The following is a 24335-nucleotide window of genomic DNA, read 5'->3' as shown; positions in this document are numbered from 1 at the left end:
GCCTGACTGCGATGATCGACGGATGACGTACATCCCGAACGTCATGACCACGCTCGACTCGCGCGAGATTCAGAGTGGCGCTGAGCGTCATCGGCGGTGGGGCAACGGGCATGTCGCCCGTCGGACACCACATTGCAGCATCCGTGCGGTATTCCGCGTACTGGTGGTCAAGCACATTGACCACGCAATTCTCATCTCAGCGACGCTCTCGACCGAGCCCGGTGGAGGTGCGTTCCCGCCACGCCCGCAAGCGGTCACGCAGCCAGTGGTAGCTGGCCTTGGGCGTACGGGCTCCGGTGCCGTAGTCGACGTGGACCAGACCGAAACGGGGCCCGTACCCGCGGGCCCACTCGAAGTTGTCGATGAGCGACCAGTAGAAGTACCCCCGCAGATCGAGCCGGTCGTCGACGGCGGCCGCACGGGCCGCCGCCGCCAGGTGCCCGGCCACGAACGAGATCCGTTCCGGGTCCGGCTCGGGTCCGTCCCGCAGGTCGGCGTAGCCGTTCTCCGTCACGTACACGGCAGGCAGGCCCGGGTAACGGTCCGCGAGCCCGGTCAGGGTGTCGAACAACCCTTGCGGCTCCACCGGCCAGCCCAGGGCGGTGGTGGGCAACCCGTCCGGCCGTAGCTGCCGGACCCCGATGTCGAACGCGCTGCGCAGCGCCGGGTCGGGCTGCTCGTACGGGGCGTCGGCGACGTGCACCCGGTAGTAGTAGTTGACACCGAGGAAGTCCAGCGGCGTCGAGATCACCGCCAGGTCATCGTCCCGGCGAAACGACAGATCGCTCACCCCGGCGTAGAGCCGCTCGAACCCGCACGGGTACGCGCCGCCCAGCACCGGATCCGTGAACTGCCGGTTGAGCATGAGGTCCTGCCGATCCGCCGCCGCCCGGTCGGCCTCGGTATCGCTGGCCGGCACGGCGGGGGAGAGGTTGAGCGTGATGCCGACGCGCGACCGCGGGCCGGCGGCGGACCGGACGGCGGCGACTGCCCTGCCGTGCCCGAGTAGCAGGTGGTGGGCGGCGGCCAGGGCACCGTGCCCTTCGGTGCTGCCGGGAGCGTGCCGGCCCTCCGCGTAGCCGACGATCGACGAGCAGTACGGCTCGTTCAGCGTGATCCAGTCCTGGACCCGGTCACCGAGGACGCCCGCCACCGCGGCGGCGTACTCGGCGAACCACTCGGCGGTGTCCCGTACCCGCCAGCCACCCTCGTCCTCAAGCGCCTGGGGCAGATCCCAGTGGTACAGCGTGACGAACGGCCGGATGCCGTGCCCGCACAGGGCGTCGACGAGCCGGTCGTAGTAGTCGAGGCCCCGCCGGTTCACCGCGCCCCGCCCGGCCGGCATGACCCGTGGCCAGGCGACCGAGAAACGGTAGGCGTCCACGCCGAGGCCGGCCAGCAGGTCCACGTCCTCCCGCCAGCGGTGGTAGCTGTCACAGGCGACCGAGCCGGAGGTGCCGTCGTCGACGGCACCGGGGCGGCGGCAGAAGGTGTCCCAGATCGACGGGCCGCGGCCGTCCTCGTCGACCGCCCCCTCAATTTGGTACGCCGCCGTGGCCGCGCCCCAGCTGAAGCCGGCCGGCAGGTCCGGCAGCCCGGGCAGGTCCGGCCGGGTTGCGGCCGCTGCGGCGCCTTGGGATGTGGTGGTCATCCTTTCACCGCCCCCTGCATGATGCCGTCGACGAGCTGCCGGCCGAGGAGCATGAAGACGACGAGGATCGGCAGCGTGGCCAGCAACGTGCCGGTCAGCGTCAGGGTGTAGTCGGTGGTGTAGCCGCTGGCCAGTGCGGAGAGCGCCACCTGCACGGTCGCGTTGTTCTGCAGCACGACCAGCGGCCAGAAGAAGTCGTTCCACGCCTGCATGAAGGTGAACAGCCCGAGCACCGCCGCGGCCGGGCGGGCCGCCGGCAGGACGATGTGCCAGTACAGGCCGAACGTGCTGGACCCGTCGACGCGGCCGGCCTCCAGCAGTTCGTCGGGCACAGCGCGGCCGAGGTACTGGGTCATGAAGAAGACGCCGAACGCGGTTACCAGCCCGGGCACGATCACGGCGGAGAGGTGCCCGGTCCAGCCGAGGTCGGCCATCAGGATGTACAGCGGGATGATGCCTAGCTGGTGCGGCACCATCGAGGTCGCGATGGCCACGACGAGCAGCGCCTTTCGGCCTCGGAACCGCAGTTTGGCGAAGGCGAACCCGGCCAGGGTCGAGAAGAACACCACGGAGACGGTGATCGAGCCGCTGACGATGAAGGAGTTCAGCAGGGCTCGGCCGAAGTCGGTCGTGTCGAACACGCGCGCGATGTTGTCGAAGAGGTGCCCGCCGGGCACCAGGGCCGGCGGCACCTTCGTGACGGCGTCGCTGGTCTGCGAGGACACGACGACGGACCAGTAGAGCGGGAAGACCGACCCGGCCACGACCGCCAGCAGGGCGCCGTAGCTCCAGACCGAGCCCCTGCGTGGGTACCCGAAGCTCCGGCGTCGGTGGGACCGGCGTTGCGGCGGCGAGGGGGTGGTGCCGGTCTGGATGGGGTCCGCGAGGGTGGTCACGGCGTTCTCCTCAGTCCTCGTCCTTGGCGATGCGCCGGGTGAGCAGGAAGTTGATGATCGCGAAGATGGCGATGACCAGACAGAGCGTCCAGGCGACCGCCGAGGCGTAGCCGAAGCGGAACTCCCGGAAGCCCTGCTCGTACATGAACAGGGCGACGGTCTGGAACTGTCGGTCGGAGCCGCCGGTGGGCGTCTGGGAGCTGGCGAACAGCAGGGGTTCGGCCATGATCTGCAGGCCGCCGATCGTCGAGATCACCGTGGTGAAGATGATCGTCGGCCGCAGCATCGGGACGGTGATCCGCCTGAACTGCTGACCCTGCGACGCGCCGTCGAGGTCGGCGGCCTCGTACAGGTGGTGCGGGATCGCCTGCATCGAGGCGAGGTAGATGAGGGCGTTGTAGCCGGTCCACCGCCACGCGACGATGAACGAGATGGCCAGGTGAGAGCTCCAGGTGTTGGCCTGCCAGTCGATCGGGCCGATGCCGACGAAGCCGAGCGCCCAGTTGACCATGCCGAAGTCGCGGCCGAACAGCTGGGTGAAGACGATCGTCACCGCCACGATCGAGGTGACGTTGGGCAGCAGCACGCCCATCCGTAGCGCGGTGCGGGCCCGCAACCGGTGGTTGAGCAGGTGGGCGATCCAGAGCGCGGCGAGCAGTTGCGGCACGGTGGACAGCACCCAGATGCTCAGTGTGTTGCCCAGGGCGTTCCAGAAGTACGCGTCCTGCAGCATCTCGCGGTAGTTCGCGAGGCCGACCCAGCGGTGCGACCCGGAGTCGAGCAGGTCCCAGTCATTGAACGAGACGTACGCCGTGTACAGCAGCGGGAACAGCCCGAACGCGCCGAACAGCAGGAAGAACGGCAGGATGTAGAGGTAGGGCGAGCCCTTGGTGTCGAGCCGGCTCAGGCCGGCCCGCCGGGCCTGGTGGAGGTAGGTGGCCATCGTCGATCCTTCGTCGCCGGGGGCCGCCGGCGGTCAGGGGCGACCGCCGGCGGCGCGGGTCGAGTTACTTGGCGAGGCGCTCGACGTCGCTGACCATCTGCTTCCAGGACTCGTCGGGGCTTTGCTTGCCCTGTTCGATGCGGACGAGGGCGTCGCGGATGGTGGTCTGCACGTCCCCGGCTCGCGGGCCCTGGTACTGGGGCTTGAGTTGCTTCGCCGCGGTGGTGAAGAGCTGGCCCACCGGGGCGTTGTTGAAGAAGGCGTCCTTGTACTGGGCGATCTCGGGCTTGTCGTACAGCGCCGGGATGGACGGCAGGTTGCCCCGCGCGGTGAACACCTTGGCCTGCTGTTCCGGGGCGGTCAGCCACGCCGCGAGCTTCTTGGCCTCCTCGATGTGCTTGCCCTGCTTGGGAACGGTGAGGTACGAGCCGCCCCAGTTGCCGCCGCCGCCCGGGACGCTCGCCACGTCCCACTTGCCGGCGGCGTGCTTCGCCTGGTCCTTGATCTTGGTCATCATCCAGGCCGGGCAGGCGATGGTGGCGAACTGGTCCTTGGCGAAGCCGTTGTTCCACTCCTGCGAGCTGCCGATCAGCTTGGCCGACAGGTTGCTCTGGATCGCCTGCACCGTCAGGTCCCAGGCCTTGCGGACATCGGGGTTGGTGCCCACGACGATGGCGTCGTCCTCGTTGTAGTACCCGACCGGGGCCTGGCCGATGACGGCGTTGAACAGTTGGCCTCCGCCATCGAAGAAGGCGCTGCCGGCCGGGGCCTTGGCCGCGTACCGCTTGCCGAACTCGATGTACTTGTCCCAGCCGCCGCCCCAGGCGGCCGACACCTGGTCGCGGTCGAACGGCATGCCAGCCTTCTCGAACAGGTCACGCCGATAGCAGATGGCCAGGCCGCCGACGTCGGTGCCGTACCCGATCTGCTTGCCGTCCTTGGCCAGCGACGCCGCCCACTTCCAGTCGAGGTACTCGGACTGGCGGTCCTTGCCCAGGTCGACGAAGAGGTTGCCCCGCTCGCGCATCTGCGCGATGAAGCCCGTGTCGACGCCCTCGATGTCGCCCGCGCCGGAGCCGGTGGCCAGGTGGGTGATCAGGTCGCGATGATGGTCGTTGTAGGCGGCCGTGTGCTCCTGGATCGTGATGTTCGGGTGCGAATTCTGGTACTCGGCGTACAGGTCCTGGTACCCGAAGTTGCCGAACAGGTTGACGTTCAAAGTGATCTTTTCGTTGCCGCTGCCGGAACCTCCGTCTGTGCCGGTGCCACACGCGGTCAGCAGTACTCCGGCGGCCAGGGCGGCCGCCGCCAGTCGCAACAGTCGGTTTGGGTGCATGCCAGGGAGCCCTTTCGTGCGGTCATGTAACCGGTTACCTGAAACCGGTTACATCGCCAGCGAAGCGATGGTGGTGGGGGTCGAGTGTGGATGAGGATCGGATGCCGGCCGAGTCGCGGGCGACCGCCGGGTGAGCGCCTTTCCTGGGCAGTGTGGACGGATCCGACCAGAGGATGTCAAGTTACAAAACGATAACAGTCGATGCGGCTTGACCGGCGGACATCGCTGGCGCTACGGTCGTGAAACCGGTTACAGAAGAGGCACCACCTTGACCACTATCAGGGAGCTGGCGCGCCGCTGCGGCGTGTCCGTCGCCACCGTGTCCCGCGTCTTCAACACCCCCGAGGTCGTCAGCCAGCACACCCGCCAGCGCATCCTCGACCTGGCCGCCGAGATCGGCTACCTGCCGAACGGGTCCGCCCGCACGCTCGCCACGAAGAAATCCAACATGGTGGGCCTGGTATGGGACACCGACCATCGCCGCCCTGGATGGCGCCACCCATTCCTGCAGGAGATCCTCGTCGCGCTCAAGACGGCGCTGAGCGCGCACGGGCTGAACCTGCTCATGCTCGCCGGCCACGACGCGGCGGGGCCCGACGACGGGCAGCGATACGTGCGCGCCGTCCGCCAGCACAACCTCGACGGCGCCGTCATCATCGACAACGGCACCCGGGACCCAGCCGTGCTCGCCCTCGTCGAAGCCCAGGTGCCGTGCGTCGCTCTCGACCTGCGGGTCGACGGCCCGACATCGACCTACATCACCTCGGACAATGCCGGCGGCGCGGCGCTCGCCGTGCGCCACCTCGTCGAACGCGGCCACCGGCGCATCGCCACCATCACCGGCCCGCTGCGAACCTGGCCGGGAGCCGAACGGCTCGTCGGCTTCCGGGCCGCGCTGGCCGGGGCCGGCCTGCCGCTCGCCGACAGCCACGTCATCGAGGCAGACTTCTATCTCGACGGCGGTCACGCCGCGATGAACCGGCTGCTCGCCCTCGACGACCGCCCTACCGCGGTGTTCGTCGCCGGTGACGAGATGGCTGTCGGCGCGATGCGGGCGGCCCAGGCGGCCGGCCTACGGATCCCCGACGACATTGCGATCGTCGGCTTCGACGACATCGAGGTGGCCGCGCTGATTCCGCCCGGGCTCAGCACCGTCGCCCAGAACAAGCCCGGCTTCGGCACGGCCGCCGCCGAGGCGCTGGTCGCCATGCTGCACGGCGGCGACGACCCGCCCAAGCCGACCGTGTTACCGACGACGCTGGTCGTCCGCGGCTCCACCTGACCCGAACCGCGCGACGTCGGCGCCGTCCCGCTCTGGATCGTGCTGCTGCTCGCGGTCGCTGCTGCCGGAGCCGCTATGACCGACCCCGCGGGCGGGGCCTGCCTCGAGCGTCACACCCGTGCCTGGGCGAGGTCGCGGCCGGCGGTGGCTCGAACGGCCCGCGGTTGCCGCCCGACGGGCTGCGACTGGAAAGCGAGTTTGGGCTTCCGAGGCGATGAGGCGTGTGGCCGGATGCCAGTGACATGGTCAACGGGCGGCGAGCTCAATCCCAGGCTTGCCGCCTCATCCGCCACCCGCTACCGCCTGCGACGACAGTTGCGGTGGGCGAGCCACGTGGCTGCGCCGTCCGCACGGGTGAGTGGCGGTTATTCAATAGCCTTGGATCTATGGCAGGGCAGTGGCGTGGCCCGCATCGACCGGATGGCCTACCCACTCCTGTCAATGTCAGGGCACCCGCTGGGGCAGAGTGATTCGGGGTTCGTGGCAACGCCGGTGCATCCTGATCGTTAGGACATTTGGTCGAACGGCGCTGGGATCATTGCCGGCTCCCAGCTACCGCAGGCGCCCGGCCAGGGCGAGCACCTCAGACAGTTGCTCGCCGGTCAACCGCCGGGCGTCCCAGGCCAACCGGGCAAGTTCAACGCGGTTGCGGTGCAGACGTGGGTCGGTGGCCGCAGCAACCCCGGCGACGGCGGCCAAGTTGTCGTCAGGGATACCCAGGACGGTGGCGAACGAGGTCACGTACTGCGGCGTCAGCCGGGTACGGCCAGGTCCCAGCATCGCCATCGTAGAGTGCGACACCATCGGCCCGCCGCCGATCAAGTACAACAGCTTCGCGCTGTATGGCCCGATATTGCGGTTACGTAGTAGCCGCAGCATCACCTCGCCAGGCCCCAGCGTGTACCTGTGGCGCGGCCGCACGGGCGGCCACGCCGGCGGATGCTCGGGTAGCGACCGGACGAACTCGTGTAACCGGCGCAGCGACTGCGGCGCCAACTTGGCCGCTATTTCCAGTACCGTCCCGACATGCCAAGGCCCGGTACCACTGGCAGGCACCAGATCTTGCGGCAGATCGAGCCCAGCGATCACGAACAGATCCGCCGTGTGCAACCCGAGCATCGGCGCCAGCCGCCGCACGAACGACGGAGTGGCCGCGCCGCTGGTCAGCACAGCGTCGAGTTCCGGCCGCAGGGCACCCGCTGTCGCGGCAACCTCCGGCCACCGATGCGCCAACAACCGCCCCAACGCGGTTCCGCTTCCAGCCTCCACCATCGCGGTCAGCGTATCCACCAACAGGCATCCACAGCATGCGCGCATCCATTGAGGGAAACGCCGTGATCTGCCGCTGACGTGCGCTTGAATGTCGGCCAAGGGGTGTCGCGACCTGCTCGCCGTTAGCAGTCACTCCGTCGGTTGGCGCCCGCCGTGATCTGTCGCGCCGAGGGCGGGCTTGGGCCAAGACGCCCGGGATCGTCAGCGAGCCCTCGCCGGGCCTGCTGCCAGGGCTCGCCGGCCCGTCGGTTCCGGCGCGGTGAGTATCCGGGTGACGGGCGCCGACGCGGCGAACGGCCCGGGCACAACCTCACCTCGGAGGACCCCGCAGAGGTCGACGCCTAGGTCCAGGTCAGACCCGTCGGGGTTGGTGTAGCCCATCTCGGCTTGGTAGCTGGTCCCGAGGCGCTCGGTGGTCACCGGGGCGACCACGTGGGTGCCGCCCGGGCGCGTCACCTCGACGCGAAGGGTGCCGGCTGCGGTGTCGAGCACCTCGACTCGCACGGGTGATGCGCCTGTGATGATGGCCGTGGGTTCCGCGCGGAACGGCTCGGCGCTCTCCGCGTAGAGGTTGCCCTCGATCCAGACCGGGAGGCGCGGCCCGGCCAGCGCGCTGCCGTGCTCGTTCGGGTACTCCTGCGCCACCGGGTAGGCGTCGTACTGCGAGGTGCCCACCGGGGTGGGCACGAAGGTGGCCTGCCCGGGCACGCCGTCCATGTCGATCGCGCCGGACCAGAAGCTCGCGAGCGTCGGCTCCGACTGCGGTGTGGTGTGCTCGGCGCGCGCGCCGTCGCCGACGAAGACGTTGTTGTAGAACCGGTTGTCGCCGCCGAGGATGTTCGAGACTCCGTAGACGGCCGTGGAGTGCGGAAAGTGGTACGGGGTGTACCGCTGGTGCTCGGTGCAGTTCGCGATGCGACCGGCGATGTAGTTGTGCACGTAGGCGCCGCCGGTGGACATGTCCTTGACCGCCCACGGGGACAGGAAGAGGTTCGAGTCCACGAGGTACGGGCCGTGGCAGACCTCGACCATGAAGTCTTCGGCGGTGGAGGCGTAGCAGACGTTGCGCCGCACCAGGGTGCCCTGGGCCTGCCAGTCGAGCCACAGGGCTCGGTGCGTGTGATGGATGGTGTTCCCGCTGATCACGGTGTCGATCGCGGCATGCAGCTTGATGCCGGCCACCTCGGCGCCGTGCCACTGTCGCTTCACGTGGATGCGGGAAATGTGGTTGTCGCTGATGGTCGAGAACGCCGCCCCCAGGTGCCCGACGATGCCGGCCTGCTCACAGTCCCGGATCGTGTTGCGGCGCACCGTGTGGGAGCCCACGTGGTCCCGGTCCCACGGGTGCGGCTCGCCCGCGGCGGGCCCGCGCAGGGCGAGCGCCCGCTGGATCACCTCACGCTCGCGTTGGGTGCCGCCCTTGGCGCCCTTCGGCCCTGCGGCCGCCTCGTTCTGCCCGGTGCTGACCTCTTTGCCCAGCGAGACGCCGACGTTCTTCGAGTCGGTGATGATGTTGTCCTCGATCACCCAGCCCTTCGACCAGTGTGGGCCGATCAGGCCCTCTTGCAGCGCCGTGGGCGGGGCCCACTGCGTGGCGGCCTTCGTCAGGGTGAACCCGCGTACCGTGATGTGGTCGATGCCCGTGGCGGCGGGCCAGAAGACGAACGTGCGCGCGTTGATCTCGATCTCGTGCTCCGCCGGGTCGGCGCCCCCGAAGTTCGCCCAGATCGTGGTGACGTCGTCGCCCACCTCGCAGTACCAGGTCAGCAGCGAGCCCGCCTGGTCGAACGAGTCCACGGTGACCTCGGGGTGCTCGACGCCGGCCATGGTCAACGACTCGTACAGCGACTTGCCGTCGAGATACACCTCGCCCGTGTGCCAGGTGTTGACCTGGTCGAAGAACCAGTCCCCACCGATGCGCTCGAGGTACGGGTTGCGCGACCCGAACAGGGAGTTCGGCACCGTCGCCACCCAGACCCGGCCCGCCGAGCCCGGGTGCGGACGCCAGTCGGCGATCACCTCAGCACCCGAGATGGTCACCGTCTCGAACAGGCCGTCCGCGCCCAGCGCAGCCTGGTAGGTGATCGGCGCAGCAGCCGTGCCGCCGCGCGGCGGGTTCACCCACTCGCGGTACACGCCTTCGTGCACGACGACGGTGTCGCCCGGCTGAGCCAGCGCTGCGGCGGCACCGATCGTGAGCAGGGGGGCCTCCGCGGTTCCGGCGGCGGTGTCGGAACCAGACTTCGCGACGTGCAGTTCCACGCCGGGAACCTCGACCTCAGGTACGGGGACAGTAGGAGCGCTGGTGACCATTGATGATCTCAATTTCTGGAGTTTCTATCGATACCTGGATGTCTGCGTCCGCGTGCGACTACCTTGCGAGACGACGGCGAGTCCGGCATGTCTCACTCGATCCGCGTGAGCAGCAGTGCCGCGGCAGAGAACGGCTCATCCAGCTCCACGGCTACTCGTTCCTCGGTCAGCTGGACCACGAGCTCACGGTGGGAGTAGAGGTCGCTGACCTCGTACCTCCCCGGTGGCAGAGGAACCTCGATCGGCGTTCGCTCGGCGGCTCCGAACCGGTGGGCTACGACCAGGATCTGGGCGCCGTCGTTGGCCACTCGCCGGACTGCCTGCCACCCTTCGGGGTGCCGGTAGCTCCGCACCTTCGTTCCGAACCGGTGACTGACACCGTTCTTGATCACCGGGGCTGCCGACCGGTAGAAGGAGATTGCCCGGGAGACCACGGCCCACTGCTCGTCACTGAGTTCGTGGATCTCGCCGGACAGGCACATCCGGCCGAGCATGGTCGCGGTGAGCGAGTACGCAAGCCGCTGTGGGGAGTCCTGCGTGCGCAGCACTGCCCAGATCTGGCTCTGCCGGGGGAGCAGCGCGCGTTGCACGTTGGCGGCGATGATGGGGATCTCCGCGCACTCGTGGGCGTCCGAGAAGGACGACATGCTGGTGAGGGCCAGCATCGAGGGTTCCAGCCGGTGGCCGCCGGATGCGCAGTTCTCCATCACGAGCTCCGGCATCTCCTCGCGGATCGTCCGGAAGAAGCCCTGGACCGCGGCCATCTGCTGTCGCAACCCCTCACCGAGGGATTCGGCTCCGTCGCACCCGATTCCGATGCTGGCGTTGTAGTCGACTTTCAGATAGCCGAAGCCGTTGGCCTTGAGGAAGTCGATCACCCGCTCTCTGAGGTACCCGATCACGAACGGGTCGCGGAAGTCCCAGAAGCGCCGGTCGCCTACGGTGACGGGAACACCGTCGCGCTTGAGCAGGTGGTCGGTCAGCGTGAATGACGTGGCCCGGGAGCCGACCGTCTCGAACTCGAACCAGATGCCGGGGATCATCCCGGCGGACCGCACGTGATCAAGTGTCTCGGTCAGCCCGTCGGGAAACGTCCGGCGGTCCAGCTCCCAGTCGCCGTGACCGTTGAACCATTCACTGCCCTCGGCCTTGTACCAGCCGCTGTCGATGACGAGATATCGGATCCCTTTGCCCGCGAGCCGGTCGACGATCGCCCCAAGGCTCTGCGGCGACGGCGAACCCCAGGTGGTGCAGTATTCGTTGAAGATGACGGGCAGAGCCTCTTCGACCGCGGGCACATCCAGGAAGAGCCGGTGGCGAGCCGTCAACCGGTGGGCGGCGTCGTCCACTCCACCCCGCGTGACCGTCAGGTACGCGACGGGGGTACGGAACTCCTCCCCGGGAGCCACGCGTTTCGTCCAGTGGCCCAGTTCACGGTCCGCCAGCCCGCCCGACAGGTTGAGGGCGGCGTCCGTCCGGCCCAGCTCGATCTGCCACGAGGCCGGGTGGGCAATCTGCACGCCCCAGCAGACGCCGGCGCGGCTGTCCTCGACGAACGCCGTCGGGAAGAACCCGTGCACCGGCCAGGATCCGACCTGACCGAAGCGCAGACACCGACCCCAGCCGGCCCAGGCCGGCTCCAGGCTCAGGTCCTCGACGTGGTCAGACACCAGACGCCCCTCGCCCGACCAGGCGCTGCGCAGCCTGTGCAGGAGCAGATCGCCGGAGGCGTCGTCCCCGGCGAAGGGAGTCAGACCAGTGAGCGAGAACGACGAGAGCAGCTCCAGCGTCACCATGTCCGGTCCCTCGTTGCGAAGGACGGCGAACGAGTCCAGCGCGCCCTCGCCCGACTGCCACCGCAGATGGTGTTCGACGAGGCACCCCTGGTGCGTGCGCAGGAGGGTCACGACCGTGGCACCGGCCTCGGTCTTCTCCTCGCGCTGCGACTCGAGGGTGAGCGTGGCGACAGTGCCTCCGTTCCGCAACGATCGACCGGCCGAACCGCCCGGGTACGGGTCGCCGACGGTCTTGACCTGGACGAGCGAGTCGACGGCAGACGACTTCCCGGCGATCTGGCCGGCCATTGCGGCCGGGAAGAGCATCATTCCCACCGGCCCGCCCGGACCAGGCTGCAGGTAGCGGGCGATCGTGTCGCCGAGGACGTAGTCCTTCAGGACCTCCACAGCTACTCCTTCGAACGACCGTGTCAATGCCGCCATCGCCGAGCCGACCTTGCGGCCTACGAAGGCCGACGACGGTCTGCCGCACGGCTGTCCGCGCCTACGGTCACCCCTTGACGGAGCCGAGCATCACGCCCGACACGAAGTACCGCTGCACGAACGGGTAGATGAACAGAATCGGGATGATCGCCAGGATCATCGACACGGCCTGGATGTTGGGGGAGATGGCGGCAGAGGTCGTGCCGGCGGCAGCGGCGCTTTCGCTAGCGGTGGTCGACGCGCCCGCGATGAGGTTGCGAAGGAAGAGCGACAGCGGGAAGAGGTCGCTCTTGTCGAGGTAGAGGAAGGCAGTGAACCAGTCATTCCAGTAGGCGACCGCGTAGAACAGGACCATCGTCGCCAAGATGGCCTTCGACAGCGGCAGCACGATCCGGATGAAGGTGCCGAACGTACCGAGCCCGTCGATCTGGGCGGCTTCCTCAAGCTCCTGGGGGAGATTCTCGAAGAACGACTTCATGACCAGCAGGTTGAAGACGGAGAGCGCTGGCGGCAGTACGACCGCCCAGAGCGTGTTCTTCATCCCGAGCGAGGAGATCAGGACGTAGTTCGGGATGATGCCGCCGTTGAAGAACATGGTGAACACGGCGAGGCCGATGAGGGCGTTTCGTCCGCGCAGATGCCGCTTGGAGATGACGTACGCGAAGGTGGTGGTGAGCACCATCGCGATAGTGGTCCCCACGACGGTGTAGAGCACGGTGTTGCCGTAACTGGTCCAGAAGCGACCGTCCTGCAACACCGCCTCGTATGTGCGGACATTGAAGCCGACGGGGACTGCGTTGACCAGGCCCGCCTTGATGGCACCGGCGCTGGAGAACGACTGCGCGAGCAGCGTGATGAACGGATAGAGCGTCACCGCGCAGATCACCACCAGGGCCACCATGTTCAGGACGGTGAACACCTTGTACCCACGCGAGTCGTGCGGGCCTGCCGGCTTCCCGCCATCCGCCGGCTTTGTCGCCGCCAGGGTGTCCGTCATTATCACCACAGGCTTGCTCCCACCACTCGGCGCGAGATGAAGTTCGCGGACAGCACCATGACCAGGCCGATGCAGGCCTGGAAGAGGCCGATCGCCGCCGCATAGCTGAGGTTGTTGGACAGCAGGCCGACCCGGTACAGGTAGGTCGAGATGACGTCGCCCGTGGCGTAGGTCAGCGGCGTGTACAGCAGCAGGACCTTCTCGAAGCCGACGTTGAGGAACGTCCCGATGTTGAGGATCAGCAGCGTGATCATGGTGGGGCGGATGCCGGGGAGGGTGACGTGCCACGTCTGCCGCCACAGGCCGGCGCCGTCGATGCGCGCGGCCTCGTACAGCGAGGAGTCCACGGTGGTGAGCGCGGCGAGATAGAGGATCGTGCCCCAGCCCACCGTCTGCCAGACCTCGGACCCGACATAGATGGTGCGGAACCACTCTGCGCGGGCCAGGAACGAGATCGGGTCCCCGCCCAGCGCCTCGATGATCTGGTTGACGGTGCCCTGCAGCGACAACAACTGCATGAGTATGCCCGCCACGATCACGACCGACAGGAAGTGCGGTAGGTACGTGATCGACTGGACGACCTTCTTGAACTTTCTGACCCGCACCTCGTTGAGCATGAGCGCCAGCACGATCGGCAGCGGGAACGTGAAAAGCAGTGTCAGGCCGCCCAGAATGGCGGTGTTCGAGAAGACGTGCCAGAACGACGGGTCGTTGATGAACAACTTCACATAGCGCAGCCCGACCCAGTACTCGCCGAACATGCTCCCGCCGGGACGGAAGCGCCGGAACGCGATGACGTTGCCCAGCATCGGCGCGTACCGGAACACCAGCAGGAACGCGACCGGCAGGACGGCCATCAGGTAGAGCACGCCGTCGCGTCGTAGTGCCACGCGCCATGGCACCTTCTTTGCGGGCGCGCCCCGACGGCGCCGCAGGCGTGAGCTGATGGAGCGGGCCGGCGCCGTCCAAGCTCGTGGAGGGCTCGCCGCCTTACCGGCTACCAGAACGTCGTCGGCGCGCTCGTCTGTGATTTCCATGTCCAACCCCTCAAGCGGAGGGTCCGGCGGGGCGCCGGGTGGCGCCCCACCGGACCGACGAGGTCGAGCCTCAGCCGTTCTTCTTCTTGAACCGCTCGTAGGCGCCGTTGATCAGATCCAGGTAGCCCTGGAGGTTCTTGCCCTTCAGCTCGTTGACGTAGGCGTCCCACTGGCTCATGGGGCGCTCGCCGAGGATGAACTTCAGGGTGTTGGTGTCTACGGTGTCCTTGAGGGGCGTCGCGAGCAGCGCGGCCTGCTCGAGTTCCTCGGCGTTGAGCGGAGCGGGCGGGAAGGGGGCACGCGGCTTGCGCGTCGACAGGACGGAGTTGATGTAGTCGACGTATGCGGGCGGGTTGTAGCTCACCTTGAGCGCGCGGGACTCGGTCGAGTCGGACAGGACGTTGTTGGAGTAGCCGAGGTCCGTGCCGATGTCCGTCTTGCCGTTGGGGTTGATGTTGAAGGACTTCAGCGAGTATTCGGGCTTGAGCGTGTACTTGTCGCCCGACTTCGTGTAAGTCTGGCCCTCCACGCCCCAGCGCAGCAGGTCACGGGACTCGGCGCTGTAGTACAGCCAGTCCAGGAACTGCAGCATCGAGAGGAAGTGCGGGTCGTCCTTGGCCTTCGTCGTGAGCATGAAGCCGTTCCAGAAGTTGCGCGGCTCGACGATCTGGCCAGCAGGACCGCCCGGCGGGGCGATCTCGACGACCTGGTACTTGCCCTTCTGCCCGGCCGCATCGAGCGCGGTGGAGAAGTCGTTGACCGTGCCGTTGGAGCCGGACGCGGCGAAGACCTTGCCCTGGGCGAACTTGTCGGTCACGGTGCCGGAACCGTCGTTCTTCTTCGTGAACGACTCGGTGTCGAGCAGACCGTCAGCGGCCAGGCCGTGGAAGTACTCGACCATGGCCTTGTAGCCGGGCGACGTGGCGGCGTAGACGAACTTGCCGCTCGCCTCGTCGAACTGGGTGCCGTTGCCGAAGCCCCAACCGGCGACGGTGCCGAACGCGTGGGCGGCGTAGTTGAGCATCGACGCACCCTCGAAGCCGTCCGCGAGCGGCTTGGAGTCGGGGTACTTCGCCTTGATCTTCACCAGGGCGTTGCGCAGCTCGTCCCAGGTCTGCGGCACGCCCCCGGCGACCTGCTCGAAGACGTCCTTGCGGATGACGAGCGTGAAGGTCGGGACTGAGACCTCCTGCAGGCCGGGGACCATGTAGTACTTCCCGTCGTCCTGGCGGAGGTTGTTGATCATCTGCTGCAGGTCCCACTGCTGCACGTACTTCTGGAAGTTCGGCATGTACTTCACGTAGTCGCTCATCGGCAGGATGGAGTCGGCGGCCGCGTACTGCTGCTCGTCCCCGGTGTAGACCAGCGGGATGATCTGCGGTGCGTCGCCCGAGCTGATGAGCAGGCTCTGCTTCTGCTTCGCGTCGCTGAACGGGATGTTCGTCAGCTCCAGCGAGACGTTGGTGCGCGTCTTGATCTCGTTGAAGATCTGCCACGAGGGCTTGACCGGGTTCTCCGGCCAGTCGGTCCAGAGCATCGAGAACTTCACCGGCTCGGACGCCTTGAACGTCGTGTCTGCCGCGTAGTTCTTCATGGCTGCGGCGTCAGTGAGGGCCGAGTCACCCTTGTCCCCGCTCTCCGACGAGCAGGCAGTCAGGGCGACGAGCACCGCGGCCGCGACGGCCACGGTGAGCGGCCGCCCGGTCCGGCGCAGGACGCCGGCTCTGAGGTCACGCTTCATGTCTCTCCTTCGAGAAAACTGTCCGGGCGATGTTGGCCGGAAGCTGTGCGGGCCTCAGGTCCGTCACCCCGTCGCGATTCCGTCGCGATTTTAGCGATAAAGTAGAGATGGGATCGCGTGCCGTCAAGACCTGCGCAGGCAGCGAGACGTCGATGTCTCGGTCCACATCGCAACGAGCCTCAGGCGCCGCACCGTTCAGAACGACGCCCCCGCCGACGGGTTCGCCGACTGCTACCTGGTCGGTAACCGTGCCCTGGGCGCCGCCGTTCACGGTCGCCCGGACACCGGGCGTCTCGACCTCAACCTCGACACGCTCTGGTCCGGGGGACCGCCGCCCCCGGCGTTGGCTGCGACCCGGGATATGTGGCGCCGCCGCGGTCGCGGTCACCGACGCCGGTACCGGTGTCCGGCTCGAGACCTTCGTGTCCGCTGTCGACGAGGACGGCCTCGTCGACGCCGGCATGAGGTTCGCCCTCGTCGTGGCGGGGGTCCCGGACGAGCGGGGACGGTGACCGTGGTGGCGCCTAGGCGCGGGCTGGTGCCGACCCCGTCACGGGCTCACCGGCCCTCGTCAGCTCGGTGAACGTACTTGCCAGGAAACATTTTATCGATAATATGACGGCGCCCCGCGGTGTGGCCGGGCGGCCAGTGTATCGCCAGAGGTGGTTGCTGAGCTGGCAGAACGTCGCGAGAGGGAGGATGCATGGTGAGGATGGCGGACGTCGCCCGCGCGGCGGGCGTCTCGGCCATGACCGTGTCGAACGTTCTCAACGAGCGCCTCCCGGTCGGCGAGCCGACCCGTGCCCGGGTCATGGCGGCCGTCGAGGCTCTGGGGTACGAGGTCAACCTGACCGCGCGACACCTACGCGCGGGACGGACCGACACCGTCGCCTTCATCGTGCCCAGCTTCCACGACTACTTCGGGGAGGTCGCCGACAAGATCGCGCCGCTGATCGAGGCCGAGGGCCGGCACCTCGTCCTCGAGCGGACGAGCGGCAGCCCGGAGCATGAGATGGCGGCGCTGAGCGTCGCGCGACTCCAGCTCTACGACGGCGTCCTGCTGTCCGTCGCCGGCCTCGACCGCGACCAGCTGGACCGGGTGCGCAGCTCCAAGCCCATCGTGCTGCTCGGCGAGCGTGACGTGCCCGACCGGTTCAACCACGTGCGGCTGGCGAACGAAGAGGGCGCCCGCCTCGCGACGGCGCACATGATCGAGCACGGCTCGCGGCGCATCCTTGCGCTGGGCTGCACGTTCGACACCGCGCACATGATGACGTCGGACCGCCGCATTGGCTGGGAGCGCGCACTTCTCGATGCCGGCCTCGACGTCGACCCACGCTATGTCGTGCCCATCGCCACCTACACGCCGGCGGCCGCACGAGATGCCCTGCTCGACGTCATCGCGTCCGGTCTGCCCTTCGACGGCGTCTTCGCCGTCACCGACGTCATCGCGCTCGGCGCCGTCGCGGCCCTGGCCGAGAGCGGGCTTCGGGTGCCCGTCGACGTCCAGCTCGCCGGGTTCGACAACCTCGACATGGCGAGCTTCCTCCCGCCCGGCCTCACCTCCGTCGATGCGAACCATGAAGGTGTCGCCGAGACCGCGGTGGGTCTGCTGCACCGGCAAATGGCGGGCTGGACCGGCCCGGCCGAGCACGTCGTCGCGCCCGTCCGGCTCGTGGTGCGTGGCTCCACCCGCGGTGGCGCGTAGGGCCGCGCACCCATGCGCGGAACGCCGCGCGCCCCGCCAGCCCGTTTCGGTCGAAGGAGACCATGCCGTGAGCGCCCCTGCGCGCACTTTCGCCGTGCGCGCCGTCCCCGCGTCCCCGATCGCCGGGACGCGGCACCGGCCGCTGCCGATCCCGTCCGTGCGCCTTGTCGGGGGTCCGTTGGCAGCCTGGCAGCAGCGGAACGGCGAGGCCACCATCCCGCACTGCATCGAGCAGCTGGAGGTCTCCGGTGTCCTCGACAACTTCCGCCGGCTCCTCGGGGAGTCGGACGCGGAGTTCCGCGGCCTCGTGTTCGCCGACTCCGACCTCTACAAGGTGATCGAGGCCGTCGCGTGGGAGATCGCCCGCACCCGCACGGGCGCGTTCGACTCATGGCTCGACGACGTCATCGCCCTGGTGGCGCACGTGCAAGAGCCCTCCGGGTACGTGCACACGTGGATTCAGGGCGTCGCACCGGAGAAGAAGTTCGCGGCGCTCGAGTGGACGCACGAGATGTACGTCGCCGGGCACCTCATCCAGGCGGCCGTCGCACTGGTGCGCGCCGCTGGACGCACCGACCTGCTCGACGTCGCCCGCCGTCTCGCCGACCTGCTCGTCGAGCGGTTCGGTCCCGGGGGCGAGGACGGGATCTGCGGACACCCCGAGATCGAGACGGCGCTGGTGGAGCTGTACCGGCTGACGGGGGAGCGCGCGTACCTTGACCTCGCATCCAGAATGATCGACCTGCGCGGGCACGGACTGCTGCCCGCCGGGTCGCTCGGAGCCCACTACTTCCAGGACCACCGCCCGGTGCGCGAGTCGACGGCGGCCGTCGGACACGCCGTCCGGCAGCTCTACCTGAACGCCGGCGTGACCGACGTGTTCGTCGAGACCGGCGACGACTCCCTGCTGCGGGCCATGGACGCCCAGTGGAACAGCGCGCACGACCGCAAGATGTACCTCTCCGGCGCGTTCGGGTCCCGCCACCGGGACGAGGCGTTCGGCGACGACTACGAGCTGCCGTCCGAGCGCGCCTACGCCGAGACGTGCGCCACCGTCGCCGACCTGCTGTGGACCTGGCGGATGCTCCTGGCCGACGGCGGCGCCGGCACCGCCCGGTACGCGGAGACCATCGAGCGAGAAGTGCACAACGCGCTCGCGGCCGCCGTGGACGCGACCGGCACCCGGTTCTTCTACGCCAACCCGTTGCAGCAGCGGCGCGACCACCACTCGGAGGAGAACGCGCCCCGCGAGCGGGCGCCCTGGTACGTGTGCGCCTGCTGCCCACCGAACATCGCCCGCACCGTCGCTCAGCTGAGCGCCTACGTCGCCACCGTCACCGACGGCGCGCTCTGGCTCCACCAGCTCGCGGACGCGGAGGTCGACCTGCCCGCCGAACTCGGGACGGGCACGGTCCGGATGGTCACGGGCTACCCCGTTGACGGGCGGGTCGAGATCCGCGTCGAGGGCGACGTCGTCCCCGGCGCCGAGCTGTCCGTGCGCATCCCCGGATGGTCGTCGCGCGCCACCCTGGTGGGCCCCGACGGCCCTCGCGAGTGCGACGGCGACGGCTACGCCCGGGCGCCGCTGGAGCCGGGCGCCCGCTACCTGCTCGACCTCGACCTGACGCCGCGGCTGACCACCGCCCATCACCGCGTCGACGCGCTGCGCGGAGCGGTGGCCGTCGAACGGGGACCAGTTGTCTACTGCGTCGAGCAGGCGGACCTGGACGCACCGCTCGACGTCGACGACCTCGCGGTCCTGCCCTCCGCGCCGATCACCGTCGGCGAGCGCGACACGCTCGTCCTGAGGTGCCGCGTGATCAACGCCGCGGACGGCCTCTACGGCCCCGACACCGCCACCGAGTTCGGCGACGAGCACCCGGTGACAGCGATCCCGTTCTCGGCCTGGGGCAACCGCGCCGCCGGCCCGATGCGCGTCTGGCTTCCGCGAGCTCCTCGCGCTGAGGCCTGCAATGACGGAACACGCAACTGATGGGAAGACCATGACGACGACCACGACCGCAGTGATCGACCTCGACCTGCCCGGCGCCACGATCAGCCGGCACGTGTACGGGCACTTCGCCGAGCACCTGGGGCGGTGCATCTACGGCGGCTTCTGGGTGGGTGAGGACTCGCCGGTCGCGAACGTGCGGGGCATCCGCTCGGACGTGGTCGAGGCGTTGCGGGCGATCTCGATTCCGAACCTGCGCTGGCCGGGCGGCTGCTTTGCCGACGACTACCACTGGCGTGACGGCATCGGCCCGCGCGAGAGCCGCCCGCGGATGGTCAACTCGCACTGGGGCGACGTGGTGGAGGACAACGCGTTCGGCACGCACGAGTTCATGGACCTCTGCGAGCTGCTCGGCGCGGACCCGTACGTGTCGGGGAACGTGGGGTCCGGGTCGGTGGCGGAGATGTCGGACTGGGTGGAGTACCTGACCCGGGCGGACGACTCACCGATGGCGGCGCTGCGGCGGGCGAACGGGCGCGAGCAGCCGTGGCGGGTGCCGTTCTGGGGCCTGGGCAACGAGGCGTGGGGCTGCGGCGGCAACCTGCGCGCCGAGCAGTTCGCCTCGCTGGCCCGGCAGTACGCGACCTACACCCGCAACCACGGCGGTAACCTGCTGTACCGGATCGCGGCGGGCGCGAACGAGGCCGACCTGCACTGGACCGAGACGCTCCTGCGCTCGTTCGACGACCTGGCGGCGGACCCGGCCGCGCCGGCGGGCCCGTTCCAGGCCGTGTCGCTGCACTACTACACGATGGCCGGGTCGTGGTCGGACAAGGGCGACGCCACCGGGTTCAGCACCGGCCAGTGGTACGTGACGATGGCCCGCGCCCGGCGCATGGAGGAGCTGCTCACCCGGCACTCCACGGTCATGGACCGCTACGACCCGCACCGCAAGGTCGGCCTGGTCGTGGACGAGTGGGGCACGTGGTGGAACGTGGAGAAGGGCACCAACCCCGGCTTCCTGTACCAGCAGAACACGCTGCGCGACGCCCTGGTCGCCTCCGTGCACTTCGACGCGTTCCACCGGCACGCCGAGCGCGTGGTCATGGCGAACATCGCCCAGACCGTCAACGTGCTCCAGGCCATGATCCTCACCGACCCCGACACCGGGGCGCTCGTGCTCACCCCGACGTACCACGTCTTCGCCATGAACACCGGCCACCACGACGCCGCCTCCCTCGCGGTGCACCTGCGCGACGTCGAGACTCGCGCTGTCGACGGGACCGAGCTGCCGCTGGTCTCGGCGTCCGCGTCGGCCAAGGGCGACACCGCCCTGGTGTCGCTGTCCAACCTCGACGCCGAGACGGATCGCATCCTCGTCCTGGACCTGCGTGGCCGCGACGTCGTCGGGCACACCGCGCGGGTGCTGACCGCCACCGCGCTCGACGCGCACAACACCCCCGAGCAGCTCGACGCCGTCGCCCCCACCGACCATGCCGGCGTGCGCCCCCACCCCCGAGGGCTCGAGGTGGACCTGCCCGCCCACTCCTACGTCACCGTGGCGCTCGAGCTGCGTTGATGGACCGACCGGACCTGAACATCCGCGACGGCGGGGCGGGGGTGGACTTCACCAACCCGGTCATCTTCGCGGACGTGCCCGACCCGGACGTCGTCTTCGACGGCCGGTACTACTACATGGTCAGCACGACTATGTACTTCGCGCCGAGCGTCCCGATCATGCGCTCGAGCGACCTGGTGCACTGGTCCATCGCCGGGTATACCGCGGCGATCCTCGACGACACGGACGCGCTGGCGCTGCGCAACGGCCAGGACGCGTACGGCCAGGGCAGCTGGGCAGCGAGCATCAGGTTCCATGACGGGACCTACTACGTGTCGGTCGGCAGCCTCACCACGCGGCGGACGTACCTCTACTCGACTCCCGATATCGAGCGCGGGCCGTGGACCAGGTCGGTGCTCGACGGGTACGCCCACGATCAGTCGCTGCTGTTCGACGGCGACGACGTCTGGCTTGTCTACGGTGGCGGGTCGATCGACCTGCGCAGGCTGCGGCGACACGAGGACGGGACCTTTGCGTGGGACGGCCCGGCGACGCGGCTCGTCGAGGACGCCAACGTCGACCAGACCAGCGGGCTGAATGCCGAGGGCGCTCACGCGTACAAGATCGGGGACTACTACTACGTCTTCATGATCGAGTGGCCGTCGGGTGGCATCCGCCAGGAGGTGCTGTGGCGGTCGACGTCACTGACGCCGCAGTCGGCGGGCGGCGTGTGGGAGGGCCGCGTCGTGCTCAGCCAGGGCGTGACGGTCGGGGGCCGACCCGGAACCGGCGTGGCCCAGGGTGGCGTCGTCCAGACGCCCGACGGGCAGTGGTACGCCATGCTGTTCCAGGACGAGGGCCCGCTGGGTCGTTCGCCTCAGCTCGTCGGCGTGACCTGGGATGACGACGGGTGGCCGGTGTTCGATCTCCATCCGGAAGCGCCCGCGGCGGCCGCGCGGACGGCCGGTGACGGCGCCGCCGTCGTCGCCTCGGACGACTTCGACAACCTCGTTGAGCGTGCGGGCCACTGGAACACGGCCAACGCGGACCTCCTGGCAGCGTCCGCCGAGAACGCATGGAACGGGTCGAACCTGGGGCTCCACTGGCAGTGGAACCACAACCCGGACAACCGGTTCTGGTCGCTCACCGAGCGGCCCGGACACCTGCGGCTGACCACGGGCAGCGTCGCCTCGAATATCCTCGATGCGCGCAACACGCTCACCCAACGCACGCTCGGACCCACCAGCTCCGGCGCCATCTCGCTGGACGTCTCGCACATGAAGAACGGGGACGTCGCAGGCATCTCCGCCTACCAGCGCAAGTACGGATACATCGCGGTGACGATGGAGGCGGGGACCAGGAGCCTGGTGATGGGCCGGGCAGGCGGCGACGGCGTCATCGCCTTCACCAGCGCACCGGTGCCGCTGCGGGCGGACGTCGTCTACCTGCGCGCGGACGTCGACTTCCGGGACGCCGTCGATACGGCGTCGTTCGCGTACTCGTACGACGGCAGCAACTGGACGTGGCTGGGCGACACCATACGGATGCGGTACGACCTCGCGCACTTCACCGGGTACCGGTTCGCCCTCTTCAACTACGCCACCGCCGAGCTCGGGGGATACGTCGACGTGGACTGGTTCCGGGTCAGCGCCACCACCGGGCTGGCAAACCCTACTCGCCGACCGAGAGAAGGAGCTGTCCATGACTGAGCAGGCGACGTCAGCCCTGCTGATCGACGGGCAGGCGCCCGCCGAGGTACCGCTGCACCACGTGTGGAACGAGTGCGTCGGTGCTGGCCGCGCGAACGAGGCGTTGCGGGCGGACTGGCAGGCGCACTTCCGCGAGGCCGTCCAGGTGCTGGGCGCCCGGCACGTGCGCTTCCACGGCCTGTTCCATGACGACATGTTCGTCTACCGGACGGACAACGGCGGCGGCTTCGGCCCGAACCAGCCGCTGCCCGAGCCGGTCTACACGTTCGCGTATGTCGACAAGGTGTTCGACGCGATCCTCGACGCCGGCGCCCGCCCGTTCGTGGAGCTCGGGTTCATGCCGCGCCAGCTTGCCACCCAGACCGAGACGCTGTTCTGGTGGAAGGCGCACTGCAGCCCGCCGAAGGAGATGAGCCGCTGGGTCGCGCTGGTCGACGCCACCGTGCGGCACTGGATCGAGCGGTACGGCATCGACGAGGTGCGGCAGTGGCCGTTCGAGGTGTGGAACGAGCCGAACCTCGTGCCGAACTTCTGGACCGGGACCCGCACCGAGTACTTCGAGCTGTACGAGGCCACGGCGCGCGCGATCAAAGCCATCGACCCCCGGCTGCGGGTCGGCGGCCCCGCGACGAGCGTGTTCGTCCCCGACGCCCGCTACGCCGGAGAGACCCACGACCCGTCGCTCGAGGCCGAGACCGCGGTGGCCACCGACCCCGACGAGCTCGACTGGCAGCCGGTGTGGATCCACGAGCTGATCGAGTACTGCGCGCAGCGCGGGCTGCCGGTCGACTTCGTCTCCACCCACCTGTACCCGACCGACTATGCGGCGGACTCCCTGGGCAACGTCAACGCGATCACCCGCCAGAGGGACGCCACGTACGTCGACCTGCAGGTCCTGCGCACGATCATCGAGAACAGCCCGTACCCGGACGCCGAGGTGCACATCACCGAGTGGTCGACCTCGCCGTCGAGCCGCGACGCGATCCACGACACGCTCTTCGCCGCCGCGTACATCGTCCGGGCGTTCCTCAAGGGCGCGCCGCTGGCGGACTCGATCTCCTACTGGACCTTCACGGACGTGTTCGAGGAGGGCGGCGGCGGCATCGGCCCCTTTCACGGAGGCTTCGGGTTCGTCAACGAGAACGGCCTGCACAAGCCGACGTTCCACGCGATGGCCATGCTCAATCGCCTCGGTGACCGCCTCCTGGCCGAGCTGCCCGACGGCGCTATCACCCGCTCGTCCGCGACGGGTGACGTGGCGGCCATCTTCTACAACTACCCTGCCGAGATGGGCACGACGGGGCTCGCGTCCCGCAACGGCTACGCCGAGACGCGGGCCCTCGCCGAGATGGGCCCGGAGCGCCGCGTCCGGCACCGGGTCGAGGGGCTGCGCCCGGGCACCGAGCTCACCGTGGAGATCCTCGACTGGGAGCACGGGAACGTCGCCGAGGCCTGGTACCAGATGGGCGCTCCGCTCAACATCACGCGGGAACAGACCGCCGAGCTGCGCCGCGTCGCCGACGGCCTCCACCGCAGCACGCTGACCGTCGACGACGACGGCGTCCTGGACATCGACCTCACGCTGCCCGCCTGGGCGGTCGCCTCGGTCGCGCCGACGCTCCCCGGCGGCCGGCGCCCGGATCGGGGAGCGACGAGCCAGGCAGGATGAGGCCATGACCAGCAGCCGCCGGCGACGGCGGGAACGCTGCCGTCGACGGACGC

At 68.8% G+C, this 24335-nt stretch carries 17 protein-coding genes; 7 read left to right on the top strand and 10 right to left on the bottom strand.

Going from position 1 to position 24335, the window contains the following annotated elements; translation table 11 throughout:
• Positions 1–196: 196 nt before the first annotated feature.
• From LQ51_RS16375 to LQ51_RS16360, 4 genes are all read right to left on the bottom strand, one after another.
• The gene (locus LQ51_RS16375; RefSeq protein ID WP_156313114.1) at positions 197–1651 is read right to left on the bottom strand and encodes a GH1 family beta-glucosidase; all 1455 of its coding nucleotides are present in this window, start codon (positions 1649–1651) and stop codon (positions 197–199) included.
• Complete coding sequence (locus LQ51_RS16370; RefSeq protein ID WP_046566715.1) at positions 1648–2547, bottom strand: carbohydrate ABC transporter permease; 900 nt, start codon at positions 2545–2547, stop codon at positions 1648–1650. Before LQ51_RS16370 ends, LQ51_RS16375 begins: the two co-directional genes overlap by 4 nt.
• A 10-nt stretch (positions 2548–2557) precedes the next feature.
• Positions 2558–3490, bottom strand: a complete 933-nt coding sequence (locus LQ51_RS16365; protein ID WP_046566713.1) for a carbohydrate ABC transporter permease — start codon at positions 3488–3490, stop codon at positions 2558–2560.
• A gap of 64 nt (positions 3491–3554) precedes the next feature.
• Entirely contained in the window at positions 3555–4826 is a 1272-nt protein-coding gene (locus tag LQ51_RS16360; protein ID WP_046566711.1) for an ABC transporter substrate-binding protein, read from the bottom strand.
• A 130-nt stretch (positions 4827–4956) separates the two neighbouring features.
• Here LQ51_RS16360 and LQ51_RS16355 point away from each other — a divergent pair, with 130 nt between their 5' ends.
• A complete protein-coding gene (locus tag LQ51_RS16355) occupies positions 4957–6108 on the top strand; it encodes a LacI family DNA-binding transcriptional regulator (protein WP_231605765.1) in 1152 nt (383 codons plus the stop codon).
• 552 nt (positions 6109–6660) lie between these two features.
• On the opposite strand, the gene LQ51_RS16350 is transcribed toward LQ51_RS16355, so the two are convergent.
• From LQ51_RS16350 to LQ51_RS16325, 6 genes are all read right to left on the bottom strand, one after another.
• Positions 6661–7401 (bottom strand): hypothetical protein, encoded by a 741-nt coding sequence (locus LQ51_RS16350; protein WP_156313113.1) that lies wholly within the window; start codon positions 7399–7401, stop codon positions 6661–6663.
• Positions 7402–7581: 180 nt separating this feature from the next.
• Positions 7582–9642 (bottom strand): right-handed parallel beta-helix repeat-containing protein, encoded by a 2061-nt coding sequence (locus LQ51_RS16345; protein ID WP_052744911.1) that lies wholly within the window; start codon positions 9640–9642, stop codon positions 7582–7584.
• A gap of 143 nt (positions 9643–9785) precedes the next feature.
• Positions 9786–11876, bottom strand: coding sequence for a glycoside hydrolase family 36 protein (locus tag LQ51_RS16340; RefSeq protein WP_052744910.1), 2091 nt, complete (start codon positions 11874–11876; stop codon positions 9786–9788).
• Between the two features lie 103 nt (positions 11877–11979).
• Positions 11980–12909 carry a carbohydrate ABC transporter permease gene (locus LQ51_RS16335; RefSeq protein WP_046566705.1) on the bottom strand — a complete coding sequence of 310 codons (930 nt, stop codon included), beginning with the start codon at positions 12907–12909 and terminating at the stop codon, positions 11980–11982.
• A gap of 2 nt (positions 12910–12911) precedes the next feature.
• Positions 12912–13799, bottom strand: coding sequence for an ABC transporter permease (locus LQ51_RS16330; protein WP_231605764.1), 888 nt, complete (start codon positions 13797–13799; stop codon positions 12912–12914).
• Between the two features lie 217 nt (positions 13800–14016).
• Entirely contained in the window at positions 14017–15687 is a 1671-nt protein-coding gene (locus LQ51_RS16325; protein ID WP_046566704.1) for an ABC transporter substrate-binding protein, read from the bottom strand.
• Between the two features lie 112 nt (positions 15688–15799).
• On the opposite strand from LQ51_RS16325, the gene LQ51_RS34560 reads away from it, so the two are divergent.
• The 6 genes from LQ51_RS34560 (at position 15800) to LQ51_RS16300 (ending at position 24282) form a co-directional block, all read left to right on the top strand.
• The gene (locus tag LQ51_RS34560; protein WP_156313129.1) at positions 15800–16270 is read left to right on the top strand and encodes a glycoside hydrolase N-terminal domain-containing protein; all 471 of its coding nucleotides are present in this window, start codon (positions 15800–15802) and stop codon (positions 16268–16270) included.
• A gap of 129 nt (positions 16271–16399) precedes the next feature.
• Positions 16400–17395 carry a LacI family DNA-binding transcriptional regulator gene (locus LQ51_RS16320; protein WP_197087782.1) on the top strand — a complete coding sequence of 332 codons (996 nt, stop codon included), beginning with the start codon at positions 16400–16402 and terminating at the stop codon, positions 17393–17395.
• The gene (locus LQ51_RS16315; RefSeq protein WP_255352238.1) at positions 17370–19388 is read left to right on the top strand and encodes a glycoside hydrolase family 127 protein; all 2019 of its coding nucleotides are present in this window, start codon (positions 17370–17372) and stop codon (positions 19386–19388) included. The genes LQ51_RS16320 and LQ51_RS16315 overlap by 26 nt, the downstream gene beginning before the upstream one ends.
• A 10-nt stretch (positions 19389–19398) precedes the next feature.
• On the top strand, positions 19399–20925 hold the full coding sequence (locus LQ51_RS16310; protein ID WP_046566701.1) for an alpha-N-arabinofuranosidase: 1527 nt from the start codon (positions 19399–19401) through the stop codon (positions 20923–20925).
• Positions 20925–22613 carry a glycoside hydrolase family 43 protein gene (locus tag LQ51_RS16305; protein WP_046566700.1) on the top strand — a complete coding sequence of 563 codons (1689 nt, stop codon included), beginning with the start codon at positions 20925–20927 and terminating at the stop codon, positions 22611–22613. The genes LQ51_RS16310 and LQ51_RS16305 overlap by 1 nt, the downstream gene beginning before the upstream one ends.
• Entirely contained in the window at positions 22606–24282 is a 1677-nt protein-coding gene (locus LQ51_RS16300) for a GH39 family glycosyl hydrolase (protein WP_046566698.1), read from the top strand. Before LQ51_RS16305 ends, LQ51_RS16300 begins: the two co-directional genes overlap by 8 nt.
• The last annotated feature ends 53 nt before the right edge of the window (positions 24283–24335 follow it).

This window comes from Micromonospora sp. HK10, assembly GCF_000982955.1.
Lineage (GTDB): Bacteria > Actinomycetota > Actinomycetes > Mycobacteriales > Micromonosporaceae > Micromonospora.
Note: the sequence above shows the minus strand (reverse complement) of the source record. Positions and strands in the feature narration are given on the sequence as shown.

Bases quoted from the DNA above. Each gene is read 5' to 3' on its own strand.
- LQ51_RS16300 (WP_046566698.1), top strand. From the start codon at position 22,606: ATGACTGAGCAGGCGACGTCAGCCCTGCTGATCGACGGGCAGGCGCCC.
- LQ51_RS16320 (WP_197087782.1), top strand. From the start codon at position 16,400: ATGGCGGACGTCGCCCGCGCGGCGGGCGTCTCGGCCATGACCGTGTCG.
- LQ51_RS16305 (WP_046566700.1), top strand. From the start codon at position 20,925: ATGGACCGACCGGACCTGAACATCCGCGACGGCGGGGCGGGGGTGGAC.
- LQ51_RS16325 (WP_046566704.1), bottom strand. From the start codon at position 15,687: ATGAAGCGTGACCTCAGAGCCGGCGTCCTGCGCCGGACCGGGCGGCCG.
- LQ51_RS16375 (WP_156313114.1), bottom strand. From the start codon at position 1,651: ATGACCACCACATCCCAAGGCGCCGCAGCGGCCGCAACCCGGCCGGAC.
- LQ51_RS16360 (WP_046566711.1), bottom strand. From the start codon at position 4,826: ATGCACCCAAACCGACTGTTGCGACTGGCGGCGGCCGCCCTGGCCGCC.
- LQ51_RS16365 (WP_046566713.1), bottom strand. From the start codon at position 3,490: ATGGCCACCTACCTCCACCAGGCCCGGCGGGCCGGCCTGAGCCGGCTC.
- LQ51_RS16310 (WP_046566701.1), top strand. From the start codon at position 19,399: ATGACGACGACCACGACCGCAGTGATCGACCTCGACCTGCCCGGCGCC.
- LQ51_RS16335 (WP_046566705.1), bottom strand. From the start codon at position 12,909: ATGACGGACACCCTGGCGGCGACAAAGCCGGCGGATGGCGGGAAGCCG.